The organism is Citrobacter sp. Ct235 (assembly GCF_030332305.1).
Lineage (GTDB): Bacteria > Pseudomonadota > Gammaproteobacteria > Enterobacterales > Enterobacteriaceae > Citrobacter_A > Citrobacter_A telavivensis.
The window spans coordinates 1,192,273-1,207,324 of sequence record NZ_JAOWIC010000049.1 but is presented as its reverse complement, the minus strand read 5'-3'; the positions used below and the strand labels follow the sequence as shown (position 1 = coordinate 1,207,324).

At 54.7% G+C, this 15,052-nt stretch carries 17 protein-coding genes; 2 read left to right on the top strand and 15 right to left on the bottom strand.

The window, feature by feature from the left end; genetic code table 11:
• Positions 1-2: 2 nt before the first annotated feature.
• The 7 genes from fliL to fliF all read right to left on the bottom strand — a co-directional run bounded on the left by fliL (position 3) and on the right by fliF (position 7,006).
• Complete coding sequence (gene fliL, locus OGY35_RS22880; protein WP_043000286.1) at positions 3-467, bottom strand: flagellar basal body-associated protein FliL; 465 nt, start codon at positions 465-467, stop codon at positions 3-5.
• A gap of 104 nt (positions 468-571) precedes the next feature.
• Positions 572-1,783, bottom strand: a complete 1,212-nt coding sequence (gene fliK / locus OGY35_RS22875) for a flagellar hook length control protein FliK (RefSeq protein WP_286633529.1) — start codon at positions 1,781-1,783, stop codon at positions 572-574.
• The gene (gene fliJ, locus OGY35_RS22870) at positions 1,780-2,223 is read right to left on the bottom strand and encodes a flagellar export protein FliJ (RefSeq protein WP_042318278.1); all 444 of its coding nucleotides are present in this window, start codon (positions 2,221-2,223) and stop codon (positions 1,780-1,782) included. Before fliJ ends, fliK begins: the two co-directional genes overlap by 4 nt.
• Positions 2,224-2,244: 21 nt before the next feature.
• Entirely contained in the window at positions 2,245-3,615 is a 1,371-nt protein-coding gene (gene fliI, locus OGY35_RS22865; protein ID WP_152403961.1) for a flagellar protein export ATPase FliI, read from the bottom strand.
• Complete coding sequence (gene fliH / locus OGY35_RS22860) at positions 3,615-4,319, bottom strand: flagellar assembly protein FliH (protein ID WP_152403963.1); 705 nt, start codon at positions 4,317-4,319, stop codon at positions 3,615-3,617. Before fliH ends, fliI begins: the two co-directional genes overlap by 1 nt.
• Positions 4,312-5,310: a flagellar motor switch protein FliG gene (gene fliG / locus OGY35_RS22855; protein ID WP_042318283.1), complete on the bottom strand. Its 999-nt coding sequence runs from the start codon at positions 5,308-5,310 to the stop codon at positions 4,312-4,314. The genes fliH and fliG overlap by 8 nt, the downstream gene beginning before the upstream one ends.
• Positions 5,303-7,006: a flagellar basal-body MS-ring/collar protein FliF gene (gene fliF / locus OGY35_RS22850; protein WP_286633528.1), complete on the bottom strand. Its 1,704-nt coding sequence runs from the start codon at positions 7,004-7,006 to the stop codon at positions 5,303-5,305. The genes fliG and fliF overlap by 8 nt, the downstream gene beginning before the upstream one ends.
• 216 nt (positions 7,007-7,222) lie before the next feature.
• Between fliF and fliE the strand changes: the two genes are divergently transcribed.
• The gene (gene fliE, locus OGY35_RS22845; protein ID WP_178824049.1) at positions 7,223-7,537 is read left to right on the top strand and encodes a flagellar hook-basal body complex protein FliE; all 315 of its coding nucleotides are present in this window, start codon (positions 7,223-7,225) and stop codon (positions 7,535-7,537) included.
• 49 nt (positions 7,538-7,586) lie between these two features.
• Here the strand turns inward: fliE and OGY35_RS22840 are convergent, their stop codons facing one another.
• From OGY35_RS22840 to yedE, 4 genes are all read right to left on the bottom strand, one after another.
• A complete protein-coding gene (locus OGY35_RS22840) occupies positions 7,587-8,300 on the bottom strand; it encodes a CatB-related O-acetyltransferase (protein WP_286633527.1) in 714 nt (237 codons plus the stop codon).
• Between the two features lie 12 nt (positions 8,301-8,312).
• Entirely contained in the window at positions 8,313-8,921 is a 609-nt protein-coding gene (locus OGY35_RS22835) for an acyltransferase (protein ID WP_286633526.1), read from the bottom strand.
• A 123-nt stretch (positions 8,922-9,044) separates the two neighbouring features.
• Positions 9,045-9,278 (bottom strand): sulfurtransferase-like selenium metabolism protein YedF, encoded by a 234-nt coding sequence (gene yedF, locus OGY35_RS22830; RefSeq protein ID WP_178824051.1) that lies wholly within the window; start codon positions 9,276-9,278, stop codon positions 9,045-9,047.
• Positions 9,275-10,501: a selenium metabolism membrane protein YedE/FdhT gene (gene yedE / locus OGY35_RS22825; RefSeq protein WP_353655500.1), complete on the bottom strand. Its 1,227-nt coding sequence runs from the start codon at positions 10,499-10,501 to the stop codon at positions 9,275-9,277. Before yedE ends, yedF begins: the two co-directional genes overlap by 4 nt.
• 164 nt (positions 10,502-10,665) lie before the next feature.
• On the opposite strand from yedE, the gene yedD reads away from it, so the two are divergent.
• Complete coding sequence (gene yedD / locus OGY35_RS22820; protein ID WP_286633733.1) at positions 10,666-11,079, top strand: lipoprotein YedD; 414 nt, start codon at positions 10,666-10,668, stop codon at positions 11,077-11,079.
• Between the two features lie 36 nt (positions 11,080-11,115).
• Here the strand turns inward: yedD and amyA are convergent, their stop codons facing one another.
• From amyA to fliD, 4 genes are all read right to left on the bottom strand, one after another.
• Complete coding sequence (gene amyA, locus OGY35_RS22815) at positions 11,116-12,606, bottom strand: alpha-amylase (protein WP_286633524.1); 1,491 nt, start codon at positions 12,604-12,606, stop codon at positions 11,116-11,118.
• Between the two features lie 68 nt (positions 12,607-12,674).
• Positions 12,675-13,046, bottom strand: a complete 372-nt coding sequence (fliT, locus tag OGY35_RS22810; RefSeq protein ID WP_042318296.1) for a flagella biosynthesis regulatory protein FliT — start codon at positions 13,044-13,046, stop codon at positions 12,675-12,677.
• Complete coding sequence (gene fliS, locus OGY35_RS22805; protein WP_125368324.1) at positions 13,046-13,453, bottom strand: flagellar export chaperone FliS; 408 nt, start codon at positions 13,451-13,453, stop codon at positions 13,046-13,048. The genes fliT and fliS overlap by 1 nt, the downstream gene beginning before the upstream one ends.
• Positions 13,454-13,468: 15 nt before the next feature.
• Positions 13,469-14,875 (bottom strand): flagellar filament capping protein FliD, encoded by a 1,407-nt coding sequence (gene fliD, locus OGY35_RS22800; RefSeq protein ID WP_286633523.1) that lies wholly within the window; start codon positions 14,873-14,875, stop codon positions 13,469-13,471.
• Between the last annotated feature and the right edge of the window lie 177 nt (positions 14,876-15,052).

Genomic DNA, 15,052 nt, shown 5'->3' with positions numbered 1-15,052 from the left:
CTTTACCGCAGAATGAAAGCTGTGTACAGCACGTCGGTAACGTCCTGTTTGGGTTGTCCGGCAACGAGCGGAGGGGAAAGCGTCTCTTTAATCGCCGCGATCAATTTTTGCTTACCTTCTTCGGTAGACAGCGCGTTGGCGTCCTGACGAGAAAACAGCAGCAGCAGACGGCTACGGACTTCCGGCAAATATTCGTTCAGGCGCGTGCGCGTGGCTTCATCCTTCAGCCGCAACGTCACGCCGATATACAGTACGCGATCCGCATCGCCCAGATTTACGGTAAACGTATCCAGGGCGAAGAACACCGGTGCAGGCGGTGGCGGTGGTTCATTCGCCGCCGGGGTGGGATGCTGCTGCATACGCCAGTAGCTATAGCCTGCGGTTGCGCAGGCGGCAAGGGTAATGATTACCAGCAGCGGGATCCAAATTGAGCGTTTGCTCTTTTTGCTAATCGCGGAATCAGTCATCTGATACGGGCTTCCTGTTTCGGTACAGCTTATCGGCTGATTATCCCGTGTCCTGACCACGGCAAAGCGTGGAAAAGACGCGGATAATCATGCTACCTCTGGCGTTAGGCGAAGATATCGACGGCGCCGTTACCGCGTGCGGCGGACTGGAGCGAAGCGGGAACGGCCAGCTCACTCTCGTCATCGGCCATGTGCAGAGCCTGTCCCTGTGTGCGAGCCGTTTGCTGCTGTTGGGAAGAGGAGTGTTGCTGGCCGGCGAAACTCTCGCTGTTGATGCTGCTTTGCCCCAACTGAATGCCGCTTTCTGCCAGCTGTGTGCGCAGCGTCGGCAGGGCGGCTTCCAGCGCCGCGCGAACGTGGCTATGGGCTGAAACCATCTGTAGCTGTGCCTGGTTATCATCAAGCTTAAGCGAGATCTGTACCTGACCGAGATCTTCCGGATGCAGACGCAGTTCCGCACTCTGCTGACCCTGGCGGGTAAATAGCGTGATGTGCTGACTCAGGGATTGTTGCCATTCATGGCTGCCCAGCGGTGCGCTCAGAACCGGTGCCGCGCTGGTGGGCGGCGGCTGCGATGCGGAATGTGTGGTGGTGGTCATGGCAATGCCCGGCGTCACGGGGGAAGGCGTGCTGTCGATCTCGGCGTTTGCGGTGGCAGCAGCCACCACAGGCGAGGTGACCACCTGGCCTTTAGCGTTTTCCGCAGCGATAACCTGCGGTGTGCTATCCACTTTGCCCTTTTTCGCGTCGTCACGGGTCAATGAACTGCCTGCGCCCTGCGCGAGCGAGCGGGGATCGGCGCTAAGCGAAGCGCTCAGTGCACTCACTTTCTCACCGACGGTTACCGGCGGTGTCGTCATTCCCGGTTGGCCCGGCAACATGGCGAAAAGGGCGCTAAGGTTGGCGAGATCGTCATCGCTCAGTGCTGAGGTGTCTTCATTGTTTTGTGCGGTCTGGCGCAGAGCTGCCAGCGCACTGTGCTTCTGCGTGGGGGTCAGCGCGGACAGCAGGGCCTGTGCGTCGCTCAACCCTTTTTGCACCTCTTCAGACTGTCCCTCTTTGGCGGCTAACAGGTCGGCCAGCTTAACGGCCTGCGAGGAGTCGCCGTCCTGCGTCAACAGGCCCTTTTGCAGCTTGCCGCCGGCGGCCTGCAAATCGGCTAACGTCAGCGGCGCGTCTTTACCCTGTGCGTCACCTGCGCCTAACGCGCCGGCCAACAGGGCCAGAAAATCCTGGGCGGAGTCCGCCGTTTTCCCGGACGACAGGCCGGTGATAAGGTCTGTGTCAGTTGTGGCCATTTGGGGCAAAGTGATCATTCTGGTTTCCTCATTGCTGCACGCTGCGCAAATTCATCCATTTTTTTCTGATCCAGGCGGTTTTCAGCCAGTAAGGCTGCCGCGTTCTGTCTGTCTTGTAAGGTCTGCCAGGCCTGAAGTCGCTGTTTTTTTTCACGCCAGCTGTTCAGCGCCACATCCACTTTTTGCGTCCACTGCGTTAACTGCTGGCGATGCTGTTCCACCGCTTTTTCCAGGGTTTGAATAAACTGCTGGTAGTTAATCCAGCGATTACTGGCAATCCCCTGACTCATATCGTTGTTGAGGTTGCTACGGTATTCATTCTGGTAGTCGAGCAGCATCGTGAGCTGCTCTTCCGCTTGCTGAAAACCGCGGCGCATTTCACCTAACAGCAACGCAGCATCGTCTACCTCTTTTTCGGCGAGATCTTTGAGCGTTGCCAGTGCACCATGTTCAGCCATGACCCTTACCCTCCTGCTTTATCACACCGTCGGGAAAATCAGATCGAGCGCCGACAGGGAATCCTCCCAGTCAGCGCGTTCGAAAATACCTTGCTGTAAAAACGCCTCCAGCTGTGGCCACAACGCGATGGCTTTATCGAGCATTGGATCGCTGCCTTTGGCATAAGCGCCGACGCTGACGAGATCGCGGTTGCGCTGGAAGCTCGACAACAGCTGCTTGAAGTGACGCACTTTGGCGTAGTGTTGTTCCGTAATCAGCGCCGTCATCGCGCGACTGATCGACGCTTCGATGTCGATTGCGGGGTAGTGCCCGGCTTCCGCCAGACGACGCGACAGCACAATGTGACCGTCAAGGATAGCGCGCGCCGAGTCGGCAATCGGGTCCTGCTGATCGTCACCTTCGGTCAGCACCGTATAAAATGCGGTGATTGAGCCGCCGCCGTGGATCCCATTCCCCGCGCGTTCAACCAGCGCCGGGAGTTTGGCGAACACCGAAGGCGGATAGCCTTTGGTGGCTGGCGGTTCACCGATCGCCAGGGCGATTTCACGCTGGGCCATGGCATAACGGGTCAGGGAATCCATGATCAGCAGTACGTGCTGACCGCGATCGCGAAAATCTTCCGCAATACGGGTGGCATAAGCGGCACCCTGCATGCGCAGTAATGGCGAAACGTCCGCCGGGGCAGCGATCACCACCGAACGCGCGCGACCGTCGGCACCGAGAATGTTCTCGATAAAATCTTTCACTTCGCGACCACGTTCGCCAATCAGTCCGACGACGATGACGTCAGCGCGGGTATAGCGCGCCATCATGCCGAGCAGTACGCTTTTCCCGACGCCGGAACCGGCGAACAGCCCCATACGCTGGCCGCGACCAACGGTTAACAGGGCGTTGATCGGGCGCACGCCGGTATCCAGCACATGCTCAATCGGCGTACGTTGCAACGGGTTAAACGGCTGGGTAATCAGCGCCCCGGTTTCCGTGGTATCAGGGGAGGGCAGACCGTCGAGCGGTTTGCCGCTGCCGTCGAGCACACGACCTAACAGCGCCGGACCCAGCGGCAGTTGTTTGCTGCTTTGCAGCCCTTCGCTGGCGATATTTTTGGCGTAGACGCGCGCGCCGGGCAGAATGCCTTCGACCTCTTCGAGCGGCATCAGAAACAGCCGCTGACCGTTAAAGCCCACCACTTCACTTTCCACTTCGCGGGTTTCGGTTCCCTCCTGGCGTTCAATCACGCAGGTCGCACCAAGCGGCAGCTGTAACCCTGTGGCCTCCAGAACCAGACCGGTGGCGCGGGTCAGTCGCCCATAGCGACGAACGGCCGGAAGCTGCACCATTTTGGCTTCGAAGTTGTCCAGCGTCGTCAACCAGCGGGTCAGGCGTGAAGTCATCAGATCACTCCCGGCGCGGCCAGACGACACAGTTCTTGCCAGCGGGTCGCGACGCTGGCGTCAAGATCGCCTTCATCTGCAGAGACTTTACAGCCGCCGTGGTGCAGGGTCGGATCGCCACGCAAACGCCAGCCGTGCAGGCTGAGGGTGGCGCCGAGCATGTCTTCTACGCGCTGCAAATCATCCGGGTGGACGCGAAGTTGCGGTTTGCCGCTGAACAAGGGCTCCTGCTGTAAGAGCTGCTGGATCTGCTTGATTAAAGCGGAATTATCCACCGCGGGCGTCTGACCAATCACCTGACGCGCGGCTTCCAGCGCCATCTGCATCAGACGCGAGGCGATCACGCTGTCCAGTGCGTCCAGCGTGTGCTGAAATTCGCTGACCAGTTGCTGCATCCGCGCATGAAGCGGTGCCTGTTGGGAGCGCGCCTGCGCCTGGCCCTGTTCCAGTCCTTGCGCCAGCCCTTCCTGATAGCCTTGTTCATGACCGGACTTCCGACCTTCCACAAGGCCCGCGTTGTAACCTTGCTCGTGGGCCTGAATTTTCAGCTGCGCTAACTGCTGCTCGAGCTGCTGTTCCGCACTGATCTCTGGCTCATCCTCTGCTGGCACGGGGTCATCGTTGTGCTCCATGGGCACAAATTCAGCCAGCGGCGGCGCGAGATCGTCCGGGGTCCAGATTTTCCACGGCAGCTCGTTAGACATAGGTATCCTCGCCGCTGCCAATCATCATCTCGCCGGTCTCCGCCAGACGACGCACAATCAACAGAATGGCCTTCTGCTCGTTTTCCACCTGCGACAAACGCACCGGACCACGGTTGGCGAGGTCGTCTCGCAGGATGTCTGCCGCACGTTGCGACATGTTGCGCAGGAACTTCTCGCGCAGCGGCTGTTCCGCGCCTTTCAGGGCGATCAGCAGCGACTCGGAATCCACTTCCTGCAGCAAACGCTGGATGCTGCGGTCGTCCACATCCACCAGGTTTTCGAACAGGAACATCTCGTCGATAATTTTTTGCGCCAGCTCGCCGTCGAATTCGCGCACCGCGGTGATAACCGCTTCTTCCTGCTGCGTTTTCATCAGGTTGATAATTTCTGCCGCCGTTCTTACGCCGCCCATTTTGCTGCGTTTGAGGTTCTGGCCGTCGAGCAGGCCGTTGAGCACTTCGGTCAGTTCCGCCAGCGCGGCGGGCTGTACGCCGCCAAAGGTGGCGATACGCAGCATGACATCGTGACGCAGACGTTCGTCGAACAGTGCCAGAATATCCGCCGCCTGACCGCGTTTGAGGTGCACGAGAATGGTGGCGATAATCTGCGGGTGTTCGTCGCGGATAAGGTCGGCGGCGCTTTGCGGTTCCATAAAGTTGAGCGTTTCAATGCCGCTGGCGGTATCGCGGGTTTCGAGAATATCTTCCAGCAGGCTGGACGCTCGCTCTTCGCCCAGCGCTTTCACCAGCACCGAACGCAGATATTCGTTGGCGTTGATGTTCAGGGCGGCAAACTGCTCGGCTTCCTGCTCAAACTCCGCCAGCACGTCGGTCAGTTGTTTGTTGGAGATCTGGCGGACGTTTGCCATTGCCGCACTCAGCGTTTGTACTTCGCGCTGGGAGAGGTGTTTGAACACCTCCGCCGCGCGATCTTCGCCAATGGTCATCAGCAGGATGACGCTTTTATCGGTACCGGAAAGAGCATTACTCATGATCGTTATTCATCCACTGGCGAATGACCAGCGCCACGACGCGCGGATCGTTATCTGACATTTCGCGAATGCGCTGGCTCATCACTTCTGCGCCCAGACGCTGATTTGCCCGGCGCTGCTGAGTCTGCTCATCTTTACTGAGGCGAACTTCAACGGCTTCTTCGGTCTCCTGACGGATCTGCTCGCGTTCCTGCAGGGCCTTCGCCTCTTCAGCACGACGTGTCAGCTGCGGACGAATCGCTTTACGCCACAGGATCCACGCCACCAACAGCACCAGCAGCCAGCGACCGGCAGAGATCAATTGTTCGATAAACAGCTGCTGTTTCCAGAACGGCAGTTCGCCCGCGTCGTCATCCGTGGCGCTGAACGGTGAGTTGACCACGTTCAGGGTGTCGCCGCGCTTGTCTGAGAAGCCCATTGCCTCGCGAGTCAAATCTTCAATCTGTTTCATTTGATCGGCGGTAAGCGGCAGCGGTTTGCCATCCGGCAACGTTTTGTAGTTCACAACCACCGCGACGGACAAACGCTGTACGTCGCCGACGTTCATTTTTGTATGGCGGATAGTGCGATCAACTTCATAGTTGCTGGTTTCGTTGCGCTGAGTATTACGCGGACCCGTACTGGCGCTGGTGGCCGTCTGCTGCTGTGCGTTCTGTCCGTTTTGTGCATTCTGCGCATTTTGTGCATTTTGCTGATTCGCTGGCGGCGTGGTGATCGGTGCCGTATTCGCCGGCGCAGGCTGGTTGGACAGCGCCCCCGGCACGCCACCCGGCAGACCTGAGCCAATTTGCTCGCTTTCGTTCAGTTGACGCGAACGCAGCACGGCCTGAGAGGCATCGCCGTTGGGGCGATACTGCTCTTCCGTCTGCTCTTTATTGGCGAAATCCAACTGCGCGGTCACCTGCGCATGGACATTCCCGTTACCGACAATCGGTGACAGGATCGATTCGATACGGCGCTGGACGCGGCCTTCCACGTCGCTGGCGTATTTCAACTGAGCATCGTTCAGATCGCGACTGCTGGTGTTTGACTGGGTGAGCAGATGACCTGCCTGATCGACCAGCGTCACGTTACCCGGTGGCAGACCCGCCACCGCGCTGGAAACCAGATGCACGACCGCGCTGATTTGCCCTTCATCCAGGGCGCGTCCCGGCTCCAGATTGACGGTAACCGAGGCTGAAGGGGATTTCTGTTCACGTACGAACAGGGACGGCTTAGGCATTGCCAGATGCACGCGCGCGCGTTTAACCGGGCCAAGCGTTTCGATAGTACGCGCCAGTTCGCCTTCCAGCGCCCGCTGGTAGTTCACCTGCTCGCTAAACTGGCTGATGCCGAACTTTTCCTGATCCAACAGTTCAAAGCCCACCGCACCGCCTTTTGGCAGTCCTTGTTGCGCCAGGCGCAGGCGCAGTTCATGGACTTTTTCTGCCGGAACTTCAATCGCACCGCTGCCTTCCGAGAAGCGGTACGGGATATTCATCTGGGTCAGTTGGGTGACGATAGCCCCGCCATCCTGATCGGATAAATTGCTGAACAACGTGCGGTAGTCAGGCGCTTTGGCCCACAGCACCATCGCCACAATAATGGCGACGGCAGCAGAGCCCGCAACAATCAGAGGAATTTTGGGATTCGCACGCAGGCGATTAAGCCACTCGAGAGGTTTAGGTTGGGTTGCAGCCGATGCAGTCGCGTTCATCTCGCACCTCGTGACTGTTCGTGGACGGCTTTATTTGCAAAGTGGAACAAGACTCACTCCCGGGTCAGCAAAATCGAAAAATTGACGGTCTCATTATTTGCGGTTTCGTTTTTTTCTATGCGGTAAAAACCGGGGTTTTATAGCGTTATTTAGCGCCTTTATCTTATTGACAAACTGGTAATCTCTGCTGCGTAGAAAACCATCCAGGGGATTATCATGTCAGCAATACAGGGGATTGAAGGGGTCATCAGCCAGCTCCAGGCCACGGCGATGAGTGCCCGGGCGCAGGAGACACTGCCGCAGCCGACCGTGAGTTTTGCCGGTCAACTGCACGCGGCGCTGGACCGCATCAGCGATACGCAAACCGCCGCCCGCACACAGGCGGAAAAATTCACGCTGGGTGAGCCGGGAATTGCGCTTAACGATGTGATGACCGATATGCAAAAAGCCTCAGTCTCTATGCAGATGGGGATCCAGGTGCGAAATAAACTGGTATCGGCCTACCAGGAAGTCATGAGTATGCAGGTGTAGGTGCTGAACTGGCCCGGTATCCAATTGACTACCGGGCAGATCTAACGTATTAAGCCTGCCATTTCACTTTGCGAGCTTTAATCTCGTCGAGAAGAGCGAGTGTTCTTGCCTCATCTTTTGTAAAGTCTTGCAGGAAATATGGGTTAATGCTTTTAAGCCAATTTGCCAGGTCGGGTTGATCCCACCACGCTAACTCAAGCAGAGACTCAATAATCTTGTCGGAAAAGCGAAAACGAATTAAACGCGCAGGATTGCCCGCATAAATACCGTAGGGCTCCGAGCGAAAATTTGGTGGAAGGACTGCTCGCGCGCCAATAATGCAGCCATTATTAATTTCGCCACCGCCCAGCATCAGCATTTCATCGCCAATCCAGACGTCATTTTTAATGACCGTATCACCGTATTGCGGCGGTGGTGGATTACTCAGTTCGGGATGAAAATATGAAAACATGGAGGTCGACATGGTTTTCATTTCATGTTGACCATTGAGGAGAAACTTTAAGCGTAAGCCTCCGGACACAAAACGGCCAACCCGTAAACTTTGCCTTCCTGCATCATATTTAACGATAGAACCGACACCAAAACCTGAACATTTACCAATATACAGAGTTCCGATATCCGAAGGCATTCCGAGCCAGTCCTGAAAGAAACCTTTAGGTAGGGTGCTAAATAGCCCGTCCTGATAGGTCAGTACGTCAAAATGTTTTGCCATTGCATGGTTTGGGTCGGCCCCCAGACAGTCTTTTTCTGTTTCAATATTCACCCGTTCACCTAATCATTTTTGTTGACGCCTTGATTCAGCGTCGTTGAGCAAAAGTGTTTCACTTTCAAGCAGTGTTTTTCGGCGTGTTTTCAACCGTTTTGCCGGTGATCCAAAATAAATACTCCACTCTTCAGTATTTTTTGTAATTAATGAATTGGCCCCGATAGCGCAACCATCGGCAATGGTTACGCCGGGCATGACGACGGATAGGGAACCTATGATGGCATGTCTACCGACAGTGACAGGCGCCTTTTTAACTCCGGTATAAATAGCTGGCACAGTCGGATTGGTCATGACCGAACCATCGTAGTTGTCGCTGGTACTGTAAATTTTTACGCCTTGCGACAAACCACTAAAATCACTTAACGCAACCCCAGCGCCAGCGAACAAAGCGCAATAACCACCAATATGCACATAGCTTCCGATATGCAAGAAACCTTGGCCAGCAGCAATCAGCGTACTGAAACCATCAATACGGACATGGTCACCGATAGTGATATTTTCCAGCCCGATAATAGTGCAGTTTTTGGCAATCAGGACGTTCGTGCCAACCGATTTAAAGCCGAACTGTTGGAGTTCATTCTCATTGTAATAACCGGGATCAAACGGATTCTGGCGCATGGTAACCCCTTATTTGAGCGATGAGAGGGTGATTACGCGAAAGTTCGCATGAATAGCATATAAGGTGGCGAGCCAGACAAACGGGGGAATAAACGACGGGGAACCGCTTTGTTCCCCGTTTTATTACTTCTGAATTAAATAACGAATCGTCGGTCCGTCCTGTTGAATATCCAGCACGGTGTAGCCGTGGTTACGGGCATCCAGCGGAATGTTGTTGATGGACTGCGGGCAGTCGCTGACCACTTCCAGTATTTCCCCTTTTTGCAGTTGTGGCATCGCTTCCAGTGTTGCCACAGCAGGGTAAGGGCAGGGTTCACCGACCATATCAAGGCGATAATCAGGAACAATTTTTTTCATGCGGATTCCTTAGCAGGGGTCAGCCCGGCGCGACGGAAGAAGCGTTTTTCCCAGCCGATGATGAACATCAAGGCTGCAAACAGCAGCAGATAGGTTACCAGCAGGCCGCCGAGCGGACCGAAGGTGTTGAGCAGATTGATTTTATCCCAGTTGGTGGCAAGCGCAGGGGCGAAGTCATCCCAGTAGTAAGCCAGAATCGTTGAGCCGATGACGTTACCAAGACCCACCCACCAGTAGTGTACCTGGCCTTCCACCGCGCGATACATCCAGCCGGTTTCACACCCGCCAGCGAGCACGATACCAAAACCAAACAGCAGTCCGCCGATCACCGCATTCGGGCCCGCCCACATGATTTTGGCTTCTACGCCCAGTTGTACGTAGCTGAAAATACCGATCGCACTGACGCCCATCCCGAAGATGATCGCCTTTGCCATATGGGTTCGTCCGGTTATCCACAGGTCACGGAAGGCGGAGGTGAAGCAAATCTGCGCACGTTCGATTAACAGACCAAAGCCAACGCCGAACAGCATCGCCAGACCCAGTTTCGGCTGGTTCATGGCGGTCAGCAGCGCCCAGCCTACCATACCGATAAACACCAGCATGCCGAGACGGAAACGACGGCGCGCCTGCTCCGGCTTTTGCGTCAGCGGCGACGCGGCGGAGACTTTCTGTATTTTAACCGGGATGCGGAACATCGGCAGCAGGGTGAATCGTGCGCCGAACCAGGAACCGATGGCCGTTGCCACGGCAAAGAACCAGGCGTGCAGGGAGAACTGAGGAATACCGGTAAAGAACGCTGCCAGGTTGCAACCCATCGCCAGACGCGCGCCGAACCCGGCGATGATCCCGCCCAACACCGCCTGCATGATGCGGATGCGGCTGCGTGGAATTCGGAGTTTGACATTGTTGGCCCACAACGCTGCCGCGAAGCAACCGCCGAACATACCGAGGATCATCATCCCGTCGATGCGGGTGAGCGGAGTGCCTTCCAGATGGATCAGCTTGTAGTAGCCCCATTCTTCCGCATGGACGCCAAACAGTTGCAGGATTTGTCCGCCCCAGCGGGTAAATTCACCCGTGACGGCCCAGAAGGTACCGGTGATGCCGAAATAGTAAGTAGAGAGAATACCTGCCGCGATGACCGCAGGGACAGGTGCCCAGAATTTAATTAACCAGGCGTGTTTGAATTGTTGCCATGACATGGGTTTTGCCTCTGAACTCAGAAGGTGTGATACAAGAATGCGGATAGTACACCACTGTGGTGATTTTGCCTGGTACTATTAAGCGGTAATTCCGAATGGATCAAAGTTCGGCGGGCACCGCGAAAGGCTGGCGACAGCAGGGCTTTAATGCCACAATCCTCTTTTCTTCGCATGCAGGATGAATGATGAAAAAATGTGCAGTCGTTGGGGCATTACTGATGCTAGCAGGATGCGCCGAGGTGGAAAATTACAATAATGTTGTCAAAACGCCAGCGCCCGCAGGGCTGGAAGGGTACTGGCAAACTGACGGACCGCAACGCAAACTGGTGAGCCCGGAAGCCATTGCCAGCCTGGTGGTAACCAAAGAGGGGGATACGCTCGACTGTCGCCAGTGGAAGAGGGTGATTGCGCTGCCGGGTAAGCTGACGATGCTGTCCGACGACGTCACCAATGTAACGGTCAAACGTGAACTTTACGAGATCGAGCGGGAAGGGAATACCCTGGAATATGACGGGATGACCTTGCGACGCGTGGATCGCCCAACGTTGGAATGTGCCGCCGCACTGGAGAAAGCGCCGCTGCCGACGCCGCTACCGTAATGTGTTGTCCCCGACAGACATCCCTGTCGGGGCGCTTCACGAGATCACCTCTTCAATTACCCATACGCTGACGCTGCCAGCGTTGCAGTAAAACGTGGCGTCACCGTTCTCATCCGTGACCACGCTTTCGCTCCGGTTGCCGAGAAAATCTCGCCACGTTTTATTGCCGTAGTTTGCGCCCAGCGCGAGCGTCTTTTCGCCGTCGTCGCCATTGGATAACACCACCACGCAACCGGGATCGTCATCCGTCCCGCTGCGGCTAAACGCAATGCAGTTGGGATGATCAAACCAGAGCGTCTGAATGCCGTGGGCGAAACGCTGGCGGGCAAGAATGAGTTCGTCGAGTTGCTCAATGACTGGCATGTCGATGGTATAGGTTTCCCCGTCGCCCCCGGTATCTTCATAATGTGCGCCATAGAGATCGGGATAGAAAACCGACGGTACGCCATTTTCCCGCAGCAGGATGAGCGCATAGGCCAGGGGTTTAAACCACGCTTCAACCGGCGCCTCCAGCGCCTGTAACGGTTGGGTGTCGTGATTGGCGACCAGCGTGACGGCGTGAAACGGATCGACTTCCACCAGCGTACCGCTGAAGATCTGGCTCATGTCGTAATCACGGCCCTGGCGCGACGCTTCATGAAAATTAAGCTGTAACGGGGCGTCGAACAGCATCGTTTTGCCTTCCACCTGTTCGATATAGGTTTGCAGCTTATCCACTTCGTGCGACCAGTATTCGGCGACGATAAACAGCGGCTTCGGCGCCACCTCCTGAACATGCTCAATCCACTCTTTATAGAACCAGGCCGGAATGTGTTTGACCGCATCGAGGCGAAAACCGTCACACTGGGTTTGTTCCATCACCCAGCGCGCCCAGTATTTAATCTCCTCAGTGACGGCGTGATTACGAAAATCGATATTTTCGCCCATCAGGTAATCGAAATTGCCCAGTTCGTCATCGACCTGGTCGTTCCAGCCCTCGCCGGTGTAGTCGTTGACTATCTTAAAGATGCCGTCTTCGTGAGGGTTTTCGATGTGGTCGATACCGCTAAAGCATTTGAAATCCCAGATGAACTGAGAGTACTGACCGCCCCGCGCCGGGAAGGTGTAACGCGTCCAGCCTTCGCATTCGATGATCTCATCAGCTATCTGCGTGCGATCCTCTTCGTTGACCCGCTGTACGCGGATGGCCTCTTTCTCGTCCGCCCCCATTTTGTGATTCACCACGACGTCGAGCAGCACCGCGATGTCGTTTTTCTTCAGCGCGTCGATAGCCGCAAGCAGCTGCGCCTTATCACCATATTTGGTCGCGAGGGTGCCTTTTTGATCGAATTCGCCGAGATCAAACAGATCGTAAGAGTCATAACCGACGGAGTAACCGCCTGACGCGCCTTTATAGGCGGGGGGCAGCCAGACCATATTGATACCGATATCATTGAGGCTATCTGCGCGCTCTGCGACTTCCTGCCAGAGTTTGCCTCCGTCAGGGTAATACCAGTGGAAGAACTGCAATAAGGTGGGGTTTTTCATCTTCCGTGCTCCAGAAGTCTTTTAGACGACCTCTGGAGTATGGAAGATTTTTGCCAACGTAGCGGGAATTATTGCGGGGCAGTGGGGGCATCGGGCACCAGCAGCATGCCAGAAAGCCGACCATAAGCATTATTGAGCGACTGCTGACGCGTTGACTGACCGATCAGACCACTGAGCTCATCGAGCCGTTGGCGCAGTAAAACTTTCAGGTGCTCTTCGTTATCCAGCGTCTGTTTGATATGGCTGGCAACGATATCCTGGATACTGCGTGTCATGCCCGGTGGAGTTTGTGTTTCAACGACCGCTTCAATACTTTGCAGATAGGAGACTTCCTGCTCCAGTAAAAGGTCCCATTCACCCCGCTGCGCAAATTCGAGCAGCGACTGACTGAGCAGCGCAATGCGCTGCCAACGGTTGATAAACTCCACGGCTGAGGTCATTAACGAGACTCCTGGGAAGATGCTTTCGGTGAGATCTGTTTCCAGGCTTCCGCAATGTTGCCGAGTAACCCTTCCACTTCTTCAATGGCTTGACTGTCATTGCGTAAATTAGCGAGTAACAAACGACGGATCATATAGTCATACAGCGAAGAGAGATGGTCAGCGATTTCGCCGCCATTCTCCTGATCCAGTCCCGCTTTCAGACCGTTATCAATGATGTTGATAGCCTTACTGAGTGCTTCCCCTTTGGCGACAATATCACCTTGCGCTAAAAACAGGCGAGCGCGCACCAGGGCACTGTTTGCGCCATCAAACAACATTTCGATCAACTGGTGTGGACTCGCACTCATCACGCCGCTTTCCACGCTGACTTGCGCATAAGCTTTGGTACCGCTCGCGGTATACATGTTTACCTCTGGTTATCAGGAACTGGTCATCGCAGTAAATTGCTGGCTTAAATAGCTACTGGTGTTATTCAACTTGCTCATCATGGTATCCAGTTGGGTGAACTGAGCCTGATACCGTGCGATTGTATCGTCAATACTGCTACTGACAGCCAAATACTGTTTGGTCAGCTTTTTCAGCGTGGCATTAATATTGTCTTGTGCACTATCTATAATGCCGTCATCAGCAAGATAGCTTTTTACCTGCTCAGCAATTTTGGTGGTGATTCCGGTTTCTTTACCATCGCCAACCAACAGCTCACGAGTGGCAGCCGTGTTTTCATCCAGTGCTTTTTTCAGCTTAGTATCATCAATTTTCAATTTACCGGTTGCGCCATCTTGGGTAATGCCGATCTCATTCAGCGTTTTGAATGTCGATGAACTGTTACCGTTCGCAAACTGTGCGCGGATGCCTGTCTGAATCGTACGTACTACGCTGTCGCCTAGCAGTGCGCCATTTGATGAATCCTGTTCTTCCGCGCCCTGATCGACCGCCGTGTATTTGGTCAGTGTGCCGAAGGTATCAATGAGGGCGTTGTAAGCATCAACCCACGCTTTAATAGCTTCAGTAGATTTATCATTGGTCTTGGTTACCGTGACTTTGGCATCGGTCACTTCTTTAGTCAGGGTTAATGTGACCCCTTGCGGCGCGTCAGTGATGGTGTTGCTCTGACGTTCAATATCAATGCCGTTGACCGTTAAATTGGCATTTTGAGCGGCAACCAGTTGCTTCATATTGCCCGTGCCAGTGGTGCTGTCATATGCCAACAGATCGCTCAACTTGCTGTCGCCGTCGACGGAAATCGTCATTTGGCTGTCCGTACCGGTTTCCGCCGTTAACACTAACTGGTAGTCACCCTCTTTGACTTTTACAATACTTGCCGAAATGCCACTGTCTGCATCATTAATGGCATCACGAATCCCTTCCAGGGACGTCTGATCGTTCGTCAGCGTAATCTCTAATGGCTTTTCGCGACCCTTTTGCTCAATTGTCAGCGTACGGGTACCGGCGGTCAGATCGCCTAATTTATCTTTTTGCGAGCTAACATCCAGATCGGTTGTCAATGACTGCGCCTGCGCCAGCTTCGTGACGCTAACGGTGTACAGACCCGGCGATGCCCCTGCGGTCGTGGCAACCCCCAGATCCGTTGAGCTACTGGTGATTTTTGTGCTTTTAAATAAGTCTGCGTTATTCAGTGCAGTATTGGCTGTTTGAAATTTTTCTAATGCACTTTTTAGCGTTCCATATGCCGTCAGGCGCGCTGTATTTGCACTTTGCTGCTGTGTAATTGGTGTTAAACGTTTTTTTTCAGCAGTGGTCAGGTTCGTCAGCAATGTATCCAGCGGTAAGTTTGAACCTACGCCTAATGATGTAAATGAAGCCATGCCTTATTCCTTGTGATTGCAAACAGTAGTTAACCGCGTTATCGGCAATCTGGAGGCAAAGTTTAATGATATTTAGAGGAAAATAATAAGTGGAATAATGACGTATAAAGAGGGTATTTCGTGGACTAAAAAAAAGATCCCGAAAACTAAAAATTTTCTAAAGATTGAATTTGAGGT

What these genes read in the sequence shown, in the direction of transcription:
- fliG (WP_042318283.1), bottom strand. Translation starts at nt 5,310, where the DNA reads ATGAGTAATGCTCTTTCCGGTACCGATAAAAGCGTCATCCTGCTGATG.
- fliI (WP_152403961.1), bottom strand. Translation starts at nt 3,615, where the DNA reads ATGACTTCACGCCTGACCCGCTGGTTGACGACGCTGGACAACTTCGAA.
- fliK (WP_286633529.1), bottom strand. Translation starts at nt 1,783, where the DNA reads ATGATCACTTTGCCCCAAATGGCCACAACTGACACAGACCTTATCACC.
- yedF (WP_178824051.1), bottom strand. Translation starts at nt 9,278, where the DNA reads ATGAAAAAAATTGTTCCTGATTATCGCCTTGATATGGTCGGTGAACCC.
- fliS (WP_125368324.1), bottom strand. Translation starts at nt 13,453, where the DNA reads ATGTATACCGCGAGCGGTACCAAAGCTTATGCGCAAGTCAGCGTGGAA.
- fliT (WP_042318296.1), bottom strand. Translation starts at nt 13,046, where the DNA reads ATGACCTCAGCCGTGGAGTTTATCAACCGTTGGCAGCGCATTGCGCTG.
- amyA (WP_286633524.1), bottom strand. Translation starts at nt 12,606, where the DNA reads ATGAAAAACCCCACCTTATTGCAGTTCTTCCACTGGTATTACCCTGAC.
- fliE (WP_178824049.1), top strand. Translation starts at nt 7,223, where the DNA reads ATGTCAGCAATACAGGGGATTGAAGGGGTCATCAGCCAGCTCCAGGCC.
- yedD (WP_286633733.1), top strand. Translation starts at nt 10,666, where the DNA reads ATGAAAAAATGTGCAGTCGTTGGGGCATTACTGATGCTAGCAGGATGC.
- fliH (WP_152403963.1), bottom strand. Translation starts at nt 4,319, where the DNA reads ATGTCTAACGAGCTGCCGTGGAAAATCTGGACCCCGGACGATCTCGCG.
- OGY35_RS22835 (WP_286633526.1), bottom strand. Translation starts at nt 8,921, where the DNA reads ATGCGCCAGAATCCGTTTGATCCCGGTTATTACAATGAGAATGAACTC.
- fliL (WP_043000286.1), bottom strand. Translation starts at nt 467, where the DNA reads ATGACTGATTCCGCGATTAGCAAAAAGAGCAAACGCTCAATTTGGATC.
- fliD (WP_286633523.1), bottom strand. Translation starts at nt 14,875, where the DNA reads ATGGCTTCATTTACATCATTAGGCGTAGGTTCAAACTTACCGCTGGAT.
- fliF (WP_286633528.1), bottom strand. Translation starts at nt 7,006, where the DNA reads ATGAACGCGACTGCATCGGCTGCAACCCAACCTAAACCTCTCGAGTGG.
- fliJ (WP_042318278.1), bottom strand. Translation starts at nt 2,223, where the DNA reads ATGGCTGAACATGGTGCACTGGCAACGCTCAAAGATCTCGCCGAAAAA.